The following is a 19,825-nucleotide window of genomic DNA, read 5'->3' on the forward strand; positions in this document are numbered from 1 at the left end:
CTCGTATAAAGTCTTACTTGATAAAGACGCTTTAGATTGCTTTTTGCGCCAAAATGAGTAAACTTTTCGGGCTTTTTATATGACACTGGGCCCCGTTCCTCGATGGGGCCTGGCTGTTTTATTCACTAAAGAGGATGTTATGGTAACAATTCGTTTGGCTCGTGGCGGCGCTAAAAAACGCCCGTTCTATCAAGTCGTCGTGACCGATAGCCGCAATGCGCGCGATGGTCGTTTTATTGAACGTGTAGGCTTCTTCAACCCGATCGCAACTGGTCAGGCTGAAGTCTTACGTTTGGATCTTGACCGTATTGAGCATTGGGTTGGTCAGGGTGCTACCGTTTCTGATCGCGTTTCTGCGTTGATCAAAGACGTTAAGAAAGCAGCATAATCTGTTGCGGTGGTGACAATGAGCAATCAACTTAGCTCGCATGCTCCCGTTAGCCCGGTTGTGATGGGTAAAATGGGGTCAACGTATGGTATCAGGGGTTGGCTCAGAGTGTTTTCATCCACCGAAGACGCCGAAAGTATTTTTGACTATCAACCCTGGTTTATCCAGAACAAAGGTCGTTGGCAGCTTATCGAAATTGAGAGCTGGAAGCACCATAATCAGGATCTGGTCATCAAAATTAAAGATGTTGATGATCGGGAAGCTGCGAATTTACTGACGAATTGTGAAATTATCGTTGATTCAGCGCAGTTGCCTGAACTGGGAGAGGGTGATTATTACTGGAAGGATCTTATTGGCTGTGAGGTTGTGACCACTGCTGGTTACGAGCTGGGGAAAGTCACTGATATGATGGAAACCGGTTCAAATGACGTCATAGTAGTAAGAGCTACTCTGAAAGATGCTTACGGAGTCAAGGAGCGGTTGATCCCGTTCCTGACTGAACAGGTTGTCAAGCATGTTGACCTCTCTACTCATCGTATCGAAGTAGATTGGGATCCTGGTTTTTGAACTCTGTACTGAATAGTAATATCGGGTGGAACAAAACTATGTGGATTGGGGTTATCAGCCTGTTTCCAGAGATGTTCCGCGCCATTACTGATTATGGAGTTACAGGCCGGGCAGTTAAAAATGGCCTGCTGAGCGTACAGTATTGGAGTCCGCGAGATTTCGCTTACGATCGGCATCGTACCGTAGACGATCGCCCCTATGGTGGTGGCCCCGGTATGCTGATGATGGTGCAACCTTTGCGGGATGCGATTCATGCAGCAAAAACAGCGGCAGGCAAAGGTGTGAAGGTGATTTATCTGTCACCGCAGGGCCGCAAATTAGATCAGCAAGGCGTACGTCAACTTGCCACTAATCAGAAGATGATTCTGGTTTGTGGTCGATACGAGGGAATTGATGAGCGCGTAATCAAGACTGAGATTGATGAAGAATGGTCAATCGGTGATTACGTTCTCAGTGGTGGTGAATTGCCAGCAATGACATTGATTGATTCCGTGTCCCGGTTTATTCCGGGGGTTCTGGGTCATGAAGCTTCAGCAGAAGAGGACTCTTTTGCGGATGGATTGTTGGATTGCCCCCATTTCACTCGTCCTGAAGTGTTGACCGGTATGGACGTTCCGGCAGTTCTGCTGTCAGGCAACCATGCTGAAATACGTCGCTGGCGTTTGAAGCAGTCGCTGGGCCGAACCTGGCTTAGAAGACCTGAACTTCTGAAAAGCCTAGCTCTGACTGACGAGCAAGCAAGGTTGTTGACTGAATTTCAAAATGAATATCAGTCTGGACAACACAAGTATTAGTGGGTCGTTACGGGAGTGCCGAGCGAACCCAAATATCAGTTTACCTAGGGTAAGAGACATATTATGAGCAACATTATCAAGCAACTTGAACAAGAGCAGATGAAGCAAGATATACCTGCATTTCGTCCGGGTGATACCGTGGAAGTGAAGGTATGGGTCGTTGAAGGTTCCAAAAGACGTCTGCAGGCATTCGAGGGCGTGGTTATCGCTATTCGTAACCGCGGTCTGCACTCTGCATTCACTGTTCGTAAGATTTCTAATGGCGAAGGCGTAGAGCGCGTATTTCAGACTCACTCTCCAGTAGTGGATAGTATTACTGTTAAACGTCGCGGTGCTGTGCGTAAAGCCAAACTGTATTACCTGCGTGAACGTGCTGGTAAGTCTGCTCGTATTAAAGAGCGTCTTAACTAAGAGCGCGCTTTCGCAACATCCGAAAAGCGGTTATAGAAAAGGGACGTGCCACACTGGCATGCCCTTTTTTTTACTATTAATTCCAGATAATACCAATGACAGATGGTGAGCAACACATCTTAATTTGACTTGCGTGCTATGACGGTTGGGAACATATGTATCCGATCATTGATAAATTCAACATCGCTAAATCCTGCGTTTCCTAATTGAATCTGTGTTTGCTCGGGATGGTCCGTTTGGCTTCAATAACTCCGTGAGAAAAGCTGATGTTGAAACGACATTAATTTAGTATCAATTTCTTCAATTAAAATATCAACAAATGCAGCAACGTTCTAATCAGAATACCAAACAGGGCACCCAGCGCAGCGTAGCGGAATAAGCGGGTGAAACGTGAGCCCACGCCTAGAAAAATGCCAATTCCCGGTAAATCAAAGGTTTGTACCAGCAAACCGGTGGAGGCGTTGATCTGGCTGGCGGTCATTTTCCCTTGATAAATTAGGTCTGACACTACGCCAAAGTAAGCGGTGCCACCCGCCAGACATTTCACCAGTGTTGGCATCACGAAAATAGGGGAAATATTGACCGAAGCAAGTAGCGGCGAGAAAAAGTGTTCAAGTGCAGTTACCGCGCCAGCCGATTCCAGAATGCCGACAATCGTCATTGATAAAATTAGCATCGGCACCGATCCGAGCGCCAACCTGATGGCGTCTGCCCCCGCGCTATTGATGATACCGATAATCCCTTTCCGGCCAGGCTCCTCGGCAGAAACCTCATCGGAGCGGCTGCTTTCCGCCGCGGACAGTCTACGTCCAAGAACATGATAGGTGATAGCTGCGGCAGCCAGGCCACCAGTGATTGAAATCACGATGGCCGCAGCCCAGTTCAGGCCAAACGGAATAAGAGGGTAAAATACGTTGCCCTGTCCCATGGCGAATACCATGGCCAGTGTTGCTGCCATATGGCGATCGGATATGCCTCGTTTTTCCATAATTGATAAGGTCGCCAGTGGTGCGGCAAAGCTGACAAAGTTGAGCTGAATCAGTGCAAAGGTGCTCATGCCGGCTAGTCCAAAGGGTTTGAGGATGGGGGCCATCCACCTGACGAGTGCATCCACTATCCCTTTTGATTCCAGAAACTGCATGATGACTAGCATTACGACCATGATCGGCAGCAGCGTATAAAGCGCGACATCAACGGAGGATTTCCCCGACGACATGATGATTCCAATGACATCCATCTAAATATCTCTGAGCGGGTAGAACTATTCGGTTTTTTGTTGACCGACGAGACTGACCCGAAATTTCTGTCCCGCTATTTTCGTGATAAACATCACAATATTCCAGTAAGTTTTTGCCAGCGTTGGCGATAAATTTGGTGGTCAAAGGTTATTACTGATCTTGGTGAAAACCATTAACCTTTTTGTCAGATGTGTATGCTTGGGGCGAGTTCTTCATTAAAAACAACATTCAGGTGATACCCAGTTTTTCTTTCAATAATTTTAAATATCGTCGACTAACCGGTATGTGTTTACCTGTATTGGTTATGACATCAGCAGAACCGTTATCCATTAGTTGTATTTCCTTCAATAATTCCGTGTTGACCATATATTGTCGATGACAGCGAACAAACGGTGTCTTTTCCTCCAGTGTTTTCAGTGAAAGTTGGGTATAACCTGATTGTGTCACGCCTACGACATGTACACCGCTGAGTTCTGAGCTTAAATATTCAACTTCTTCAACTTTCAGCAGAAAAATACGGTTGTGCCCATAACAAGGAATATGGCGTAAGTAGGGTTCGGTAATTAATTGTACATTTTTATTTACACTTACACCTCGTCGTAATCTATTTAGCGTCTTTGATAACCGTTGAGCATCAAGAGGCTTGAGTAGATAGTCGAAGGCATGTTCTTCGAAAGCGCGAATGGCATATTCATCATACGCTGTGACAAACACCACATATGGCATAGTGTCTGGATCAAGCATGGACACCATTTCCAATCCGTTGATTTTTGGCATTTGGATATCGAGAAATATCACATTCGGTTGAAGACGATTTATCGTCGGTATGGCTTCCAGCGCATTGTTGCATTCGGCGATAATAGTGATATCCGATTCGTTCGCCAGGAGTAGCCCCAGCTCTTCGCGGGCTGGTTTCTCATCATCGATAATTATTACTTTTAACATTATTTCCCCCTTATGTATTGATTCTATCATTTCCCAACAAAGGGATAGAGTGGTGTTGGCTGGAAGTGAGGGTTGATGCAAATTTAGTGATCTTTATCTGGTTTTACAGGCAGTAATTTTTTCTTTACGGATGTGGATTGAAAAATTTACGCGGTATGTTATGGTGTCATCCGTAACGCGATATGGGCGCTAGTGTCCCTCATAGACAGGAATTAACAGGATCATGCATATGCAAAAAGATTCGCTCAATAATATCAATATCAGTGATGAACAGGTGTTAATCACGCCTGATGAATTGAAAGCCAAATTCCCACTGAATGATCGAGAACAGCAAGCTATTGCGCAGTCACGTAGCACCATTGCGAATATTATTCATGGCCGTGATGATCGACAGTTGATCGTTTGTGGCCCTTGTTCAATCCATGATACGGATGCTGCTCTGGATTATGCGCGTCGTTTAAAAACGCTTTCAACTGAATTGAGTGATCGGCTGTATATCGTTATGCGTGTCTATTTTGAAAAACCGCGTACCACTGTTGGTTGGAAAGGATTAATCAATGATCCTTACATGGATGGGTCGTTTGATGTAGAAGCTGGATTGCATATTGCCCGTGGTCTGTTACTTGAATTGGTCCACATGGGATTGCCGTTGGCGACTGAAGCTCTGGACCCGAACAGCCCACAATATTTGGGGGATCTCTTTAGTTGGTCTGCAATCGGCGCGAGGACCACTGAGTCCCAGACGCATCGGGAAATGGCTTCTGGCCTCTCAATGCCGGTCGGCTTTAAAAATGGTACGGATGGTAGTCTTGGTACTGCTATTAATGCAATGAAAGCAGCCTCAATGCCACATCGTTTTGTTGGTATTAACCAGGGCGGTCAGGTATGTCTACTGCAGACACAAGGCAACGCTGATGGACATGTTATTTTACGCGGCGGAAAAAGACCTAATTACAGTGCACAGGATGTCGCTGAGTGTGAAAAACAGATGCGGGACGCAGGGCTGAAGCCGGCGCTGATGATAGATTGTAGCCACGGTAATTCCAATAAGGACTATCGTCGGCAGCCGTTGGTGGTGGAATCGATTATTGAGCAGATTAAGGCAGGTAACCGTTCTATCATAGGATTGATGCTAGAGAGCAATATTAACGAAGGCAATCAGTCATCCGAGCAGCCACGTTCGCAGATGCATTATGGTGTATCCGTGACTGATGCCTGTATCAGTTGGGAAAGTACGGAAACATTGTTACGTTCGTTACATCAGGAACTTGATGCGGTAGGCACAAATCGGTTAGGAGAATAATAAATGGTCGCTGAACTGACCGCTTTACGTGATCAGATTGATGAGGTAGATAAAGCGCTGCTGACGCTGTTATCACGCCGATTACAACTGGTAGCGGATGTTGGCGAAGTGAAAAGTCGCTATGGGTTACCGATTTACGCTCCGGAACGAGAAGCAGCGATGCTGAGTTCACGCCGAAAAGAAGCGGAGATGTTAGGTGTTCCTCCTGATCTGATTGAGGATGTTTTGCGTCGTGTCATACGGGAATCATATTCTAGTGAGAACGATAAAGGGTTTAAAACGCTATGTCCTCAACTCCGCTCCGTGGTGATTATTGGTGGTCATGGGCAGATGGGGCGGTTGTTTGACAAAATGCTGACGTTGTCTGGTTACCAGGTCAAGATTTTGGAACAGGATGACTGGCCGCAGGCTGACGCGTTATTATCCGATGCAGGTATGGTTATTGTCAGTGTTCCTATTCATGTAACGGAACAGGTCATTGCCCTGCTTCCCAAACTACCTGATGACTGCATCCTGGTAGATCTGGCATCGGTAAAAAATGGTCCATTGCAGGCGATGTTAGCGGCTCATTCGGGTCCTGTATTGGGATTGCATCCGATGTTCGGACCAGACAGTGGTAGCCTGGCCAAACAGGTGGTGGTGTATTGTGACGGTCGTCAACCTGAAGCCTATCAGTGGTTGCTGGAGCAAATTCAGGTATGGGGAGCGAGATTACATCGTATCAGTGCTGTTGAACACGATCAGAATATGGCCTTTATTCAGGCTCTACGCCATTTCGCTACTTTTGCTTATGGGGTGCATTTGGCAGAAGAAAATGTGCAATTGGAACAATTACTGGCTTTATCTTCACCGATTTATCGCCTGGAACTGGCAATGGTAGGCCGTCTGTTTGCTCAGGATCCGCAGTTGTATGCAGATATCATCATGTCTTCAGAAAATAATCTGGCATTGATCAAACGCTATTATCTGCGATTTGGTGAGGCTATCGCGTTGCTGGAGCAAGGAGATAAAGCTGCTTTTATCAGTAGCTTCAGAAAAGTTGAACACTGGTTTGGTGATTATGCACGCCGTTTCCAATCAGAGAGCCAAGTGTTATTGCGCCAGGCTAACGATATTCGGCAGTAGAAAATTAGTCTTTAATGATATTACCGCCATTCCCCTTTAGTCGGGTATGGCGTTTTTTGTTATCAATCAGTCTCTACTGGTACAATGTTTTCACTGGGATAGCAGCCAAGCACTTTTAATGAACGGGTTATCATCGCCAGATCTTTGAGCGCGTTTTGCATTTCTTTACTGCGCAGATTGGCCTGAACATCAATATAAAACATCTCTTCCCATGGATTACCGTGAATGGGTCGGGACTCCAGTTTTGTCATTACGATACCGTGTTCACGCAGTACAAGTAATGCCTCCACCAGAGCGCCGGATTGCTGACCTGTTGCCATGATAAGCGTTGTTTTGGCTGGTACCTGTTCGGTAACTTCGATAGGTTTGCGGGCCAATATAATAAAGCGGGTAATATTTTGTGACTGGTTCGCCAGGTTATGTTCCAGTACTTGTAACTGGTAAAGCGTACCTCCTGCCTCACTGCCTAATGCGGCAACCTTGGAGGATTTCAGTTCTGATACTTTGGCCATTGCCGCAGCCGTACTTTCGCAGTATTCGATTTTCCAGTGTGGGAAGCGATTAATAAAATTGCTGCATTGTTGAAAGGGTTGGGGATGGCTGTAAACCGTTTCTATTTGATCAAGGTGGGTATCAACAGCGACCAGAACACAGTGATCAATCGGATTGGTTATTTCACCAACAATAGATAATCCTGTGTGTTGCAGTAGGTCATAGACATCATTGATAGAACCTGAACTGGTATTTTCAATCGGTAATACAGCGTAATCAGCCTGACCGATTTCCACTATGTTGATGATGTCGTGAAACTTTTGGCATCCGCACTCAATAATATTGTCGAAATGGCGAGCTGCATACTGGCGGGCTGCCAAATGAGAATAAGAACCTTTCGGACCTAAAAAAGCAATACGTGCTGAATGTGACGTGGTTTGATTCAAATGTTGTTGCAGTAAGGCTTGCTGAGTAAGAACAGAATCTTCGATAATAAGCTGGAACAGCCGAGTAATATAGTGGCCATCAAGATGATGTTTTTTCCCTTCGTCAATCAAGGCTGAAAGCAAGTCGCGTTCACGTTCCTTATCGCGGATGGGGCGGTGAGTATGTTGTTTGGTTTTTGCTACCTCCAGTGCCAGCTCCCGTCTTTGAGCTAACAATTCAAGCAGTTGCATATCTAGAGCGCTGATGCGGTTGCGTAATATCAGTAACGGATTGTCGGTCATAAGGCATTTACCTGTTTGCTGTCCATATAAAAAAGCCCCCTAAGTTCAGGAGGCTTTTTTGTTCGTCTTCGTATTCTCACTCACACGACAATTGCCCCCAGCCGGGTAGAATGAAAAAAAATACGAAGAAGAACAACTTTTGATTCATGATTAAAATCCTTGCTGTTGATGTTAGTAAGGTAACTGCTGCCTTTTCATCCTGTCAATAAAAAACGCGCCTGACGGCGCGTTAGTGGAAATAAAATACATAACCTGCTTTTATTCCTCCGGAGAAACCTGCAGATTGACATCTTTTATACAAGACTCGGCACGACGCGCTTCGCTTTTATGCTGTACTTTATTCAGCTGGCGTTCGAGTTTGGCAATGAGCTCATTGATGGCAGTATACATATCTTCGTGTTTGGCACTGGCGACCAGGGGACCATTGGGGGTATTGATCGTGGCATCGGCAACAAAGCCTTGTGGCTCTTTGGATAGGATAATATGTGGGTTAATTAACTGTGTTTGCCATTTATCCAGTTTCGTGAGACGGTCTTCGACATGTTGACGTATTGCGGGGGTAATATCCATTTGCTTACTGGTAATATTGATAGTCATAAAAACTTACCTCTCTGCCTTGTCCGTCTTGGATAGTTTCAGCATACCTCTAGATGGAACAAAATGGGTGATTCCGATCACTTTTTTTTGTCACTTTTCGTCAATAAACCTTGATTTGTGAACTGTCTTTGGGAATAACCACACTGGTCTTGTGGCTGTGTAAAGGCTATGGCATTATCGGTAAGATTTATTGTTGACGCTGGGTGTTTTATTTCCCGGCGTTTCATTTTCAAACAAGAAATACGGTATAAAAAACGGCAGCCTAAGCTGCCGTGGTGATAGGCTTTGTAATCGTTAAACAGGGTTGACGGCGATAATTTTTGCTACTTTGTCTGCCTCTGCAGTTAACTGCAATTCACGGTAAGCATTTTCCATTAATGGCAGCGCTTTTCTTGTCGCCTGCGTATCCGGATAATCTTTCATCATTTGCTCAACACGGTTAACAACCGCTACATAAGCGCCGCGTTTCGTGTAATATTGCGCGACTGAAAGTTGATATTTGGCCAGGCGTTCTTTCAGGAATTCCAGACGTTTGCTGGCATCAGTAGCGTAGAGACTTCTCGGGTAACCTTGCACTAGCTGGCGAAAGGCTTGGAAAGCTGCACGGGCGTACTGAGGATCGCGGTCTGAACGATCAACACCAAAGAATCCTTGTAATGCACTATCATCTAACGCCATGTTGGTCAGGCCACGCATATAGAGCACATAGTCTATGTTAGGATGCGTAGGGTTCAGGCGGATAAAACGATCAATGGATGCCTGAGCTAACGGTAGCTCGGCAGATTTATAGTAGGCATAAATGAGATCCAACTGAACCTGTTGTGAATAAGGACCAAATGGATAACGGTTATCCAACGCTTCCAACTGCGTAATGGCGGCCTTAAAGTTGCCATCCTGCAGTTTTTCCTGAGCAGTGGCATAAATTTCTGAAGGTGGGCGATCAGGAACTGCATCTTTGGAGTTGCTGGAGCAACCAACCAGCGCCAGGCTCAACGTGGCTGCAGCCACCAGGTATTTCATACGCGTCATGACGTTTTGATTATCCTCAGTGTTTTTTCGGGAAACTGTCCGTTAAGCTCCCGATTAAGACCAGCTACAATAGTACATTATTTTAAACGGCGTCGCCGTTAAAACCCAACGTTAATAAAGAAGCTGCATACTATGGCACAACAAGTACAACTCACGGCAATAGTGGCCGAATCTCAACTCGGACAACGTTTAGATCAGGCTTTAGCCGAATTGTTCCCTGATTATTCCCGTTCACGCATAAAAGAGTGGATTTTGGAACAGCGGGTACAGATTAACGGCAATATTATGAATAAGCCAAAAGAGAAGGTGCTTGGTGGCGAATTAGTGGCCATTGATGCATTGATCGAAGAGGATGCGCGTTGGGAAGCACAAGCAATTGCACTGGATATTGTTTATGAAGACCAGGATATTCTGGTGATCAATAAACCCCGAGATCTGGTTGTACATCCTGGCGCGGGAAATCCTGACGGTACGGTATTAAATGCATTGCTCCATCATTATCCAGAAATTGTGGATGTTCCTCGTGCTGGGATTGTTCATCGACTGGATAAAGATACCACTGGATTGATGGTTGTGGCGAAGACCGTACCGGCCCAAACCCGGCTGGTGGAGTCGTTGCAGGCCCGTGAAATTACCCGTGAATATGAAGCGGTGGCGGTTGGTACGATGACGGCGGGAGGGTCGGTTGATGAGCCGATAGCCCGTCATGCTACAAAACGTACTCACATGGCTGTTCATCCGATGGGAAAACCTGCTGTTACGCATTACCGGATTATGGAACATTTCCGCGCTCATACCCGTTTGCGGTTACGTTTGGAAACCGGCCGTACTCATCAGATTCGCGTACATATGGCACATATAAATCATCCTTTGGTGGGTGATCCTTTATATGGTGGGCGTCCACGCTCTCCGAAAGGAGCGTCAGACGAATTTATCGCGGTTCTACGTGGTTTTGATCGCCAGGCTCTACATGCCACCATGTTGCGTTTGTATCACCCTATCAGTGGAATTCAGATGGAGTGGCATGCTCCCCTGCCACAGGATATGGTGAAATTGATAGACGCATTAAAAGCTGACACAGAAGCGTTTAAAGAACAACTGGGCTGGTGACTACATGCTTATACAACCCAATTGGCCAGCACCACATAATATTCGTGCTTACAGCACTACCCGCATTGGGGGCGTCAGTATGCCGCCCTATGATTCCTTTAATTTAGGAAATCATGTCGGTGATGATGCACTACACGTGTATGAAAATCGAAATAAGCTGGTGGAAGTCGCATCTTTACCATCAATGCCATACTGGTTGGAACAGGTTCATGGTACACAGGTTGTGGAATTAGATAATGACACGCCGGTTTCAGTGAAAGGGGATGCTGTATATACCAGGTGCAAAGAGCGAGTTTGTGCGGTGATGACGGCCGACTGTCTGCCTGTGTTGTTTTGTACTGAAGCTGGTGATGAAGTCGCCGCCGCTCATGCTGGCTGGCGAGGATTGCAGGCTGGGGTGCTGGAACAATCGGTATTGCGATTTCGCTCCTCTCCATCGAATATCATGGCATGGTTAGGCCCGGCTATTGGTCCGCGACAGTTTGAGGTGGGTGCTGAAGTAAAAGCTGCCTTTACTCAGGATGATCCCCAATCGGCAATGGCTTTTGTCTCTCAAGGTGAAAAATTTCTGGCGGATATTTACCAACTTGCACGTTTACGTTTGCAGGCTGCGGGTGTGACGAAAATTTTTGGCGGAGAGGCCTGTACCGTCAGTGAACCGCAAAAATTTTTCTCATATCGACGCGATGGCGTAACCGGTCGTATGGCAACTTTAGTCTGGGTGATATAACCTATTGAATTAAGGCGGTCCGGGACAGTTAACGTTTTTCCTCCTATTATTACTGGCAAAGTCATCTTGAAATTTTGAAAGATGGCCTTATTTAATCTCCGGTAGCAATTTTGACCAGTATGTATGGGAGGAGTTATGCGTCTGGATCGTCTTACCAATAAATTCCAGCTTGCCCTCGCCGATGCTCAATCTCTCGCACTTGGGCGGGATCATCAATTTATTGAACCACTTCATCTGATGAGTGCTCTCCTGAACCAGGAAGGTGGCACGGTTAGCCCTTTGTTAACGGCGGCGGGCGCAAATGTTGTTAATCTTAAAAGTGCCATTGAACAGGCATTAGGTCGCTTACCACAGGTAGAAGGGACTGGTGGCGATGTTCAGCCATCCAATGAACTGGTAAAAACTTTAAATATCTGCGACAAGCTGGCCCAAAAACGGGGCGATACATTTATTTCTTCAGAACTGTTTGTCTTGGCTGTTTTAGAGTCCCGAAGCACATTCAGTGATGTGCTAAAGAACGCTGGCGCTACCGAGGAAAACGTGACTAAAGCGATCGAACAGATTCGGGGAGGAGAACAGGTGAATGAGCAGGGAGCAGAAGATCAGCGGCAGGCTTTAAAAAAATACACTATTGATTTAACCGAGCGTGCCGAGCAAGGCAAGTTGGACCCCGTTATTGGCCGGGATGAAGAAATTCGCCGTACTATCCAGGTATTACAGCGCAGAACAAAAAACAACCCGGTACTCATTGGTGAGCCTGGCGTAGGTAAAACCGCAATTGTTGAAGGGCTTGCACAGCGTATTGTCAATGGGGAAATTCCTGAAGGATTAAAGAATAAACGCGTTTTATCGTTAGATATGGGCGCGCTGATTGCAGGAGCCAAATACCGTGGTGAGTTTGAAGAGCGCCTGAAAGGTGTACTAACCGACCTCTCGAAGCAGGAAGGCAATGTCATCTTGTTCATTGATGAACTACATACCATGGTCGGTGCTGGCAAGGCTGATGGTGCGATGGATGCAGGTAATATGCTGAAACCTGCGCTTGCTCGCGGTGAATTGCATTGTGTCGGCGCAACCACGCTGGATGAATACCGTCAGTATATCGAAAAAGATGCCGCGCTTGAGAGACGTTTCCAAAAGGTGTTTGTCGCTGAGCCAAGCGTGGAAGATACCATCGCGATTCTACGTGGTCTGAAAGAACGTTATGAGTTACATCACCATGTACAGATTACCGATCCGGCGATAGTCGCTGCTGCTATGTTATCTCATCGTTATATTGCCGATCGTAAATTACCAGATAAGGCTATCGATCTGATCGATGAAGCGGCATCAAGCATTCGTATGCAAATCGACTCTAAACCAGAACCGCTGGATAGATTGGATCGCCGTATTATCCAGTTGAAGCTGGAACAGCAGGCGTTGAAGAAAGAGTCTGATGAAGCCAGCCTGAAACGCCTGGAGCTGTTAAGTACTGAACTGGAGCAAAAAGAGCGTGAATACTCGAAGCTAGAGGAAGAGTGGAAGGCGGAAAAAGCTTCTCTGACGGGGACTCAGAATATTAAAGCTGCGTTGGAACAAGCGAAAATCACTTTGGAACAAGCGCGTCGTCAGGGTGATCTGGGACGTATGTCAGAACTGCAATACGGCAAGATCCCCGAATTGGAAAAACAGCTTGCTGCAGCGACCCTGGTAGAAGGCAAGACAATGCATCTACTGCGTAACCGGGTTACAGATGTGGAAATCGCCGAAGTACTGGCGCGGTCGACCGGTATTCCTGTCTCCAGAATGCTGGAGGGCGAACGTGAAAAACTGTTACGTATGGAGCATGCGTTACATCAGCGTGTGATTGGCCAGGATGAAGCGGTTGAGGCAGTCGCCAACTCTATTCGGCGTAGCCGTGCCGGACTCTCTGATCCAAATCGTCCCATTGGGTCATTTCTATTCCTGGGACCAACTGGTGTCGGTAAGACTGAACTTTGCAAGTCACTGGCTTCATTCCTGTTTGACAGTGACGATGCCATGGTTCGTATTGATATGTCTGAATTTATGGAGAAACATTCTGTATCGCGTCTGGTTGGCGCCCCTCCGGGATATGTTGGGTATGAAGAGGGGGGGTATCTGACGGAAGCCGTGCGCCGTCGTCCTTACTCGGTGATTTTGCTGGATGAGGTGGAAAAAGCACATCCGGATGTATTCAATATTTTGTTGCAGGTATTGGATGATGGGCGTCTTACTGATGGTCAGGGGCGGACAGTCGATTTTCGTAATACGGTTGTTATCATGACGTCTAATCTGGGGTCAGATTTAATTCAGGAACGCTTCGGCGACATGAATTACACCCAGATGCGTGACATGGTGCTAGAGGTTGTTAGTCATCACTTCCGTCCTGAATTTATCAACCGAATTGATGAAGTTGTGGTATTCCATCCCTTGGGGCGTGCACATATTGCTTCTATTGCCCAGATTCAACTTCAACGTTTGTACCAGCGTTTGGAAGAGCGAGGTTACAGCGTGACGATTACCGAACCTGCGTTGGCGCTACTTGGAGAGTTGGGGTTTGATCCGGTTTATGGGGCCCGACCGCTTAAACGAGCTATCCAACAGTTAATTGAGAACCAACTGGCCCAGCAGATTCTGTCCGGCAAGTTAATTCCCGGTAAACTCGTGACGTTAGATGTTGAGGGAGATACGATCGTCGCGCATCAATAGTTATGTTGACATGTGTTACAAGCAAAAGACCTGAATTTAGTTATTCAGGTCTTTTGCTTGTAAAAGTAGCGATTAATGCTCAATAAAGTTCCATGCAAAAGCGCATTGATTCAAAAGTGAGCAAACGAATTTTTTTTTGCAATTACCCCTTGTCAGGCCAGGAGAAGTGCCTATAATGCGCCTCCACTGACCCGGCGCTGGTGAACAACACAACGCAGAGTCAGGCCGGGAAAAACGAATTATTCGTTGACTCTGCAAGAGGATGGCGTAGTATACGCGACCTCACGTCGGCGGCAGCGCCGCGACGAACGCTCTTTAACAATATAATCAGACAATCTGTGTGGGCACTCACAGGACCCTATCGTAATCAATACGAAAAGACTTGAAGAGTGACTGACAGTAAATTCATTACGAATAGACAGTTATAAATTCTTTGAGCATCGCTTCTTCGGAAGCACATCAAACAAATCTTAAATTGAAGAGTTTGATCATGGCTCAGATTGAACGCTGGCGGCAGGCCTAACACATGCAAGTCGAGCGGCAGCGGGGGGAAGCTTGCTTCCCCGCCGGCGAGCGGCGGACGGGTGAGTAATGTCTGGGGATCTGCCTGATGGAGGGGGATAACTACTGGAAACGGTAGCTAATACCGCATGACGTCGCAAGACCAAAGTGGGGGACCTTAGGGCCTCACGCCATTGGATGAACCCAGATGGGATTAGCTGGTAGGTGAGGTAATGGCTCACCTAGGCGACGATCTCTAGCTGGTCTGAGAGGATGACCAGCCACACTGGAACTGAGACACGGTCCAGACTCCTACGGGAGGCAGCAGTGGGGAATATTGCACAATGGGGGAAACCCTGATGCAGCCATGCCGCGTGTATGAAGAAGGCCTTCGGGTTGTAAAGTACTTTCAGCGGGGAGGAAGGGGAGCACTTTAATAGAGTGTTTCATTGACGTTACCCGCAGAAGAAGCACCGGCTAACTCCGTGCCAGCAGCCGCGGTAATACGGAGGGTGCAAGCGTTAATCGGAATGACTGGGCGTAAAGCGCACGCAGGCGGTCTGTTAAGTTGGATGTGAAATCCCCGGGCTTAACCTGGGAACTGCATTCAAAACTGACAGACTAGAGTCTCGTAGAGGGGGTAGAATTCCAGGTGTAGCGGTGAAATGCGTAGAGATCTGGAGGAATACCGGTGGCGAAGGCGGCCCCCTGGACGAAGACTGACGCTCAGGTGCGAAAGCGTGGGGAGCAAACAGGATTAGATACCCTGGTAGTCCACGCTGTAAACGATGTCGACTTGAAGGTTGTGGCCTTGAGCCGTGGCTTTCGGAGCTAACGCGTTAAGTCGACCGCCTGGGGAGTACGGCCGCAAGGTTAAAACTCAAATGAATTGACGGGGGCCCGCACAAGCGGTGGAGCATGTGGTTTAATTCGATGCAACGCGAAGAACCTTACCTACTCTTGACATCCTCAGAAGAGACTGGAGACAGTTTTGTGCCTTCGGGAACTGAGAGACAGGTGCTGCATGGCTGTCGTCAGCTCGTGTTGTGAAATGTTGGGTTAAGTCCCGCAACGAGCGCAACCCTTATCCTTTGTTGCCAGCGCGTAATGGCGGGAACTCAAGGGAGACTGCCGGTGATAAACCGGAGGAAGGTGGGGATGACGTCAAGTCATCATGGCCCTTACGAGTAGGGCTACACACGTGCTACAATGGCGCATACAAAGAGAAGCGAACTCGCGAGGGCAAGCGGACCTCATAAAGTGCGTCGTAGTCCGGATTGGAGTCTGCAACTCGACTCCATGAAGTCGGAATCGCTAGTAATCGTAGATCAGAATGCTACGGTGAATACGTTCCCGGGCCTTGTACACACCGCCCGTCACACCATGGGAGTGGGTTGCAAAAGAAGTAGGTAGCTTAACCTTCGGGAGGGCGCTTACCACTTTGTGATTCATGACTGGGGTGAAGTCGTAACAAGGTAACCGTAGGGGAACCTGCGGTTGGATCACCTCCTTACCAAAGATAGCCGTTGTGTGAAGTGCTCACACAGATTGTCTGATGAAAACAGAGCGCGCGTCAGCGAAGCCGACATGATGTGTCCCCTTCGTCTAGAGGCCTAGGACACCGCCCTTTCACGGCGGTAACAGGGGTTCGAATCCCCTAGGGGACGCCAAAAATGACAGTGGGTGAAAGGCACGGTCGACGATAACCTAAAGCTGATTAGCGATAGTCAGGTTTATGTTATTTGCTCTTTAACAATCTGGAACAAGCTGAAAATTGAAACGATACAGCGAAACCTGCCTTGATGGCGGGAGTTGGCTGTATCAGAGTCTCTCAAATAATCGCATCCCGGATATTCCGAATCGATGAATGAGCGAGCCCGATGAAGACAAGGCGTACCGCACGGAGGAAGCGCAGTGGACGTGATGTCCATGAGCATACCGAGTACGGCACAACACAGTATTCATGAGGCGCAGCCATTCAGAAAAGAAGAAACACCTTCGGGTTGTGAGGTTAAGCGACTAAGCGTACACGGTGGATGCCTAGGCAGTCAGAGGCGATGAAGGGCGTGCTAATCTGCGAAAAGCGTCGGCAAGGTGATATGAACCGTTATACCCGACGATACCCGAATGGGGAAACCCAGTGTGTTTCGACACACTATCATGTCATGAATCCATAGTGACATGAGGCGAACCGGGGGAACTGAAACATCTCAGTACCCCGAGGAAAAGAAATCAACCGAGATTCCCCCAGTAGCGGCGAGCGAACGGGGAAGAGCCCAGAACCAGAATCAGTTTGTGCATCAGTGGAAGCGTCTGGAAAGTCGCACGGTACAGGGTGATAGTCCCGTACACAAAGATGCACTTGCTGTGAGTTCGACGAGTAGGGCGGGACACGAGATATCCTGTCTGAAGATGGGGGGACCATCCTCCAAGGCTAAATACTCCTGACTGACCGATAGTGAACCAGTACCGTGAGGGAAAGGCGAAAAGAACCCCGGCGAGGGGAGTGAAACAGAACCTGAAACCGTGTACGTACAAGCAGTGGGAGCCCCACCACCAAAGCATTCTCTGGTGATGAAGGCAGCGCAACAGCAGCATCGCGGTGGCGGCGCGTCTTTTGCGACGCCCAACACACAAGACAAGCGGTGAGTGCTTTGGGGTGGGGTGACTGCGTACCTTTTGTATAATGGGTCAGCGACTTATATTTTGTAGCAAGGTTAACCGAATAGGGGAGCCGCAGGGAAACCGAGTCTTAACTGGGCGTCAAGTTGCAAGGTATAGACCCGAAACCCGGTGATCTAGCCATGGGCAGGTTGAAGGTTGGGTAACACTAACTGGAGGACCGAACCGACTAATGTTGAAAAATTAGCGGATGACTTGTGGCTGGGGGTGAAAGGCCAATCAAACCGGGAGATAGCTGGTTCTCCCCGAAAGCTATTTAGGTAGCGCCTCGTGAAGTCATCTTCGGGGGTAGAGCACTGTTTCGACTAGGGGGCCATCCCGGCTTACCAACTCGATGCAAACTACGAATACCGAAGAATGTTATCACGGGAGACACACGGCGGGTGCTAACGTCCGTCGTGAAGAGGGAAACAACCCAGACCGCCAGCTAAGGTCCCAAAGTCATGGTTAAGTGGGAAACGATGTGGGAAGGCCCAGACAGCCAGGATGTTGGCTTAGAAGCAGCCATCATTTAAAGAAAGCGTAATAGCTCACTGGTCGAGTCGGCCTGCGCGGAAGATGTAACGGGGCTAAACCATGCACCGAAGCTGCGGCAGCGGACATATCACTTAAGACAATTATGCGAAAACCGATTGACGGAGCGCCGCGACGTCAATGTGTTGATTACGTCGAGTTGACTTAAGGATATGTCCGTTGGGTAGGGGAGCGTTCTGTAAGCCGTTGAAGGTGGTCTGTGAGGATTGCTGGAGGTATCAGAAGTGCGAATGCTGACATAAGTAACGATAATGCGGGTGAAAAACCCGCACGCCGGAAGACCAAGGGTTCCTGTCCAACGTTAATCGGGGCAGGGTGAGTCGACCCCTAAGGCGAGGCCGAAAGGCGTAGTCGATGGGAAACAGGTTAATATTCCTGTACTGGGTGTTACTGCGAAGGGGGACGGAGAAGGCTATGTTGGCCGGGCGACGGTTGTCCCGGTTTAAGCGTGTAGGTGGGTGCTCCAGGCAAATCCGGAGCGCTATTAACGCCGAGGCGTGATGACGAGGCACTACGGTGTCGAAGTGACAAATGCCACGCTTCCAGGAAAAGCCCCTAAGCATCAGGTAACATCGAATCGTACCCCAAACCGACACAGGTGGTCAGGTAGAGAATACTCAGGCGCTTGAGAGAACTCGGGTGAAGGAACTAGGCAAAATGGTGCCGTAACTTCGGGAGAAGGCACGCTGTGCGAGGTGAAGTCCCTGGCGGACGGAGCGTTGCGCAGTCGCAGATACCAGCTGGCTGCAACTGTTTACTAAAAACACAGCACTGTGCAAACACGAAAGTGGACGTATACGGTGTGACGCCTGCCCGGTGCCGGAAGGTTAATTGATGGGGTAAGCCGCAAGGCGAAGCTCTTGATCGAAGCCCCGGTAAACGGCGGCCGTAACTATAACGGTCCTAAGGTAGCGAAATTCCTTGTCGGGTAAGTTCCGACCTGCACGAATGGCGTAATGATGGCCAGGCTGTCTCCACCCGAGACTCAGTGAAATTGAACTCGCTGTGAAGATGCAGTGTACCCGCGGCAAGACGGAAAGACCCCGTGAACCTTTACTATAGCTTGACACTGAACCTTGAGCCTTGATGTGTAGGATAGGTGGGAGGCTTTGAAGCGTGGACGCCAGTCTGCGTGGAGCCAACCTTGAAATACCACCCTTTGATGTTTGATGTTCTAACGTGGGCCCGTGAACCGGGTTGCGGACAGTGTCTGGTGGGTAGTTTGACTGGGGCGGTCTCCTCCCAAAGAGTAACGGAGGAGTACGAAGGTTAGCTAATCCTGGTCGGACATCAGGAGGTTAGTGCAAAGGCATAAGCTAGCTTGACTGCGAGAGTGACGGCTCGAGCAGGTGCGAAAGCAGGTCTTAGTGATCCGGTGGTTCTGAATGGAAGGGCCATCGCTCAACGGATAAAAGGTACTCCGGGGATAACAGGCTGATACCGCCCAAGAGTTCATATCGACGGCGGTGTTTGGCACCTCGATGTCGGCTCATCACATCCTGGGGCTGAAGTAGGTCCCAAGGGTATGGCTGTTCGCCATTTAAAGTGGTACGCGAGCTGGGTTTAGAACGTCGTGAGACAGTTCGGTCCCTATCTGCCGTGGGCGTTGGAAGATTGAGGGGGGTTGCTCCTAGTACGAGAGGACCGGAGTGAACGCACCACTGGTGTACGGGTTGTGATGCCAATTGCATTGCCCGGTAGCTACGTGCGGAAGAGATAACCGCTGAAAGCATCTAAGCGGGAAACTTGCCCCGAGATGAGTCTTCCCTGGGCCTTAAAGGCCCCTGAAGGGACGTTTAAGACGAAGACGTTGATAGGCTGGGTGTGTAAGCGCAGCGATGCGTTGAGCTGACCAGTACTAATGACCCGAGAGGCTTAACCTTACAACACCGAAGGTGTTTTGGACGAGAGACGCAAAGATATTTTCAGCGATGTTCCGAGA

General features: G+C 48.3%; 14 protein-coding genes, 1 tRNA gene, 2 rRNA genes and 1 other annotated feature. Of the genes, 12 read left to right on the forward strand and 5 right to left on the reverse strand.

The features are described from left to right. The first annotated feature begins 139 nt into the window (after positions 1–139). From rpsP to rplS, 4 genes are all read left to right on the forward strand, one after another. On the forward strand, positions 140–388 hold the full coding sequence (gene rpsP / locus CWC46_RS08360; RefSeq protein ID WP_021017032.1) for a 30S ribosomal protein S16: 249 nt from the start codon (positions 140–142) through the stop codon (positions 386–388). A gap of 18 nt (positions 389–406) precedes the next feature. Further along, positions 407–955, forward strand: coding sequence for a ribosome maturation factor RimM (rimM, locus tag CWC46_RS08365; RefSeq protein WP_021017031.1), 549 nt, complete (start codon positions 407–409; stop codon positions 953–955). A 38-nt stretch (positions 956–993) separates the two neighbouring features. Further along, positions 994–1,749, forward strand: a complete 756-nt coding sequence (gene trmD / locus CWC46_RS08370) for a tRNA (guanosine(37)-N1)-methyltransferase TrmD (protein WP_021017030.1) — start codon at positions 994–996, stop codon at positions 1,747–1,749. Between the two features lie 63 nt (positions 1,750–1,812). Next, positions 1,813–2,160, forward strand: a complete 348-nt coding sequence (gene rplS, locus CWC46_RS08375) for a 50S ribosomal protein L19 (protein ID WP_021017029.1) — start codon at positions 1,813–1,815, stop codon at positions 2,158–2,160. A gap of 304 nt (positions 2,161–2,464) precedes the next feature. Here rplS and CWC46_RS08380 read toward each other — a convergent pair whose 3' ends face one another. Continuing rightward, the gene (locus tag CWC46_RS08380) at positions 2,465–3,397 is read right to left on the reverse strand and encodes a nucleoside recognition domain-containing protein (RefSeq protein ID WP_021017028.1); all 933 of its coding nucleotides are present in this window, start codon (positions 3,395–3,397) and stop codon (positions 2,465–2,467) included. Positions 3,398–3,626: 229 nt separating this feature from the next. Continuing rightward, positions 3,627–4,343: a two-component system response regulator BtsR gene (gene btsR / locus CWC46_RS08385; protein WP_021017027.1), complete on the reverse strand. Its 717-nt coding sequence runs from the start codon at positions 4,341–4,343 to the stop codon at positions 3,627–3,629. Positions 4,344–4,572: 229 nt separating this feature from the next. Between btsR and CWC46_RS08390 the strand changes: the two genes are divergently transcribed. Further along, positions 4,573–5,646 carry a 3-deoxy-7-phosphoheptulonate synthase gene (locus CWC46_RS08390; protein ID WP_021017026.1) on the forward strand — a complete coding sequence of 358 codons (1,074 nt, stop codon included), beginning with the start codon at positions 4,573–4,575 and terminating at the stop codon, positions 5,644–5,646. A gap of 3 nt (positions 5,647–5,649) precedes the next feature. Then, on the forward strand, positions 5,650–6,771 hold the full coding sequence (gene tyrA / locus CWC46_RS08395) for a bifunctional chorismate mutase/prephenate dehydrogenase (protein WP_021017025.1): 1,122 nt from the start codon (positions 5,650–5,652) through the stop codon (positions 6,769–6,771). Positions 6,772–6,833: 62 nt separating this feature from the next. On the opposite strand, the gene pheA is transcribed toward tyrA, so the two are convergent. From pheA to bamD, 3 genes are all read right to left on the reverse strand, one after another. Next, the gene (gene pheA / locus CWC46_RS08400) at positions 6,834–7,991 is read right to left on the reverse strand and encodes a bifunctional chorismate mutase/prephenate dehydratase (protein WP_021017024.1); all 1,158 of its coding nucleotides are present in this window, start codon (positions 7,989–7,991) and stop codon (positions 6,834–6,836) included. A 25-nt stretch (positions 7,992–8,016) separates the two neighbouring features. After that, positions 8,017–8,140, reverse strand: a sequence feature (Phe leader region). A 109-nt stretch (positions 8,141–8,249) separates the two neighbouring features. After that, on the reverse strand, positions 8,250–8,588 hold the full coding sequence (gene raiA, locus CWC46_RS08405) for a ribosome-associated translation inhibitor RaiA (protein ID WP_021017023.1): 339 nt from the start codon (positions 8,586–8,588) through the stop codon (positions 8,250–8,252). Positions 8,589–8,882: 294 nt separating this feature from the next. After that, positions 8,883–9,617, reverse strand: a complete 735-nt coding sequence (gene bamD, locus CWC46_RS08410; RefSeq protein ID WP_021017022.1) for an outer membrane protein assembly factor BamD — start codon at positions 9,615–9,617, stop codon at positions 8,883–8,885. Positions 9,618–9,749: 132 nt separating this feature from the next. Between bamD and rluD the strand changes: the two genes are divergently transcribed. The 6 genes from rluD (at position 9,750) to CWC46_RS08445 (ending at position 19,766) form a co-directional block, all read left to right on the forward strand. Further along, entirely contained in the window at positions 9,750–10,727 is a 978-nt protein-coding gene (rluD, locus tag CWC46_RS08420) for a 23S rRNA pseudouridine(1911/1915/1917) synthase RluD (RefSeq protein WP_021017021.1), read from the forward strand. Positions 10,728–10,731: 4 nt separating this feature from the next. Further along, a complete protein-coding gene (gene yfiH, locus CWC46_RS08425; protein ID WP_021017020.1) occupies positions 10,732–11,457 on the forward strand; it encodes a purine nucleoside phosphorylase YfiH in 726 nt (241 codons plus the stop codon). 135 nt (positions 11,458–11,592) lie between these two features. Beyond that, positions 11,593–14,166: an ATP-dependent chaperone ClpB gene (gene clpB, locus CWC46_RS08430; protein ID WP_021017019.1), complete on the forward strand. Its 2,574-nt coding sequence runs from the start codon at positions 11,593–11,595 to the stop codon at positions 14,164–14,166. A 472-nt stretch (positions 14,167–14,638) separates the two neighbouring features. Then, a 16S ribosomal RNA gene (locus CWC46_RS08435) occupies positions 14,639–16,180 on the forward strand. An 81-nt stretch (positions 16,181–16,261) separates the two neighbouring features. Beyond that, positions 16,262–16,337, forward strand: a tRNA-Glu gene (locus tag CWC46_RS08440). Positions 16,338–16,676: 339 nt separating this feature from the next. Next, a 23S ribosomal RNA gene (locus CWC46_RS08445) occupies positions 16,677–19,766 on the forward strand. The 16S and 23S rRNA genes sit together here with 1 tRNA gene alongside, the layout of an rRNA operon. Positions 19,767–19,825 lie beyond the last annotated feature (59 nt).

This window comes from Prodigiosinella confusarubida (genome assembly GCF_002847015.1).
Lineage (GTDB): Bacteria > Pseudomonadota > Gammaproteobacteria > Enterobacterales > Enterobacteriaceae > Prodigiosinella > Prodigiosinella aquatilis.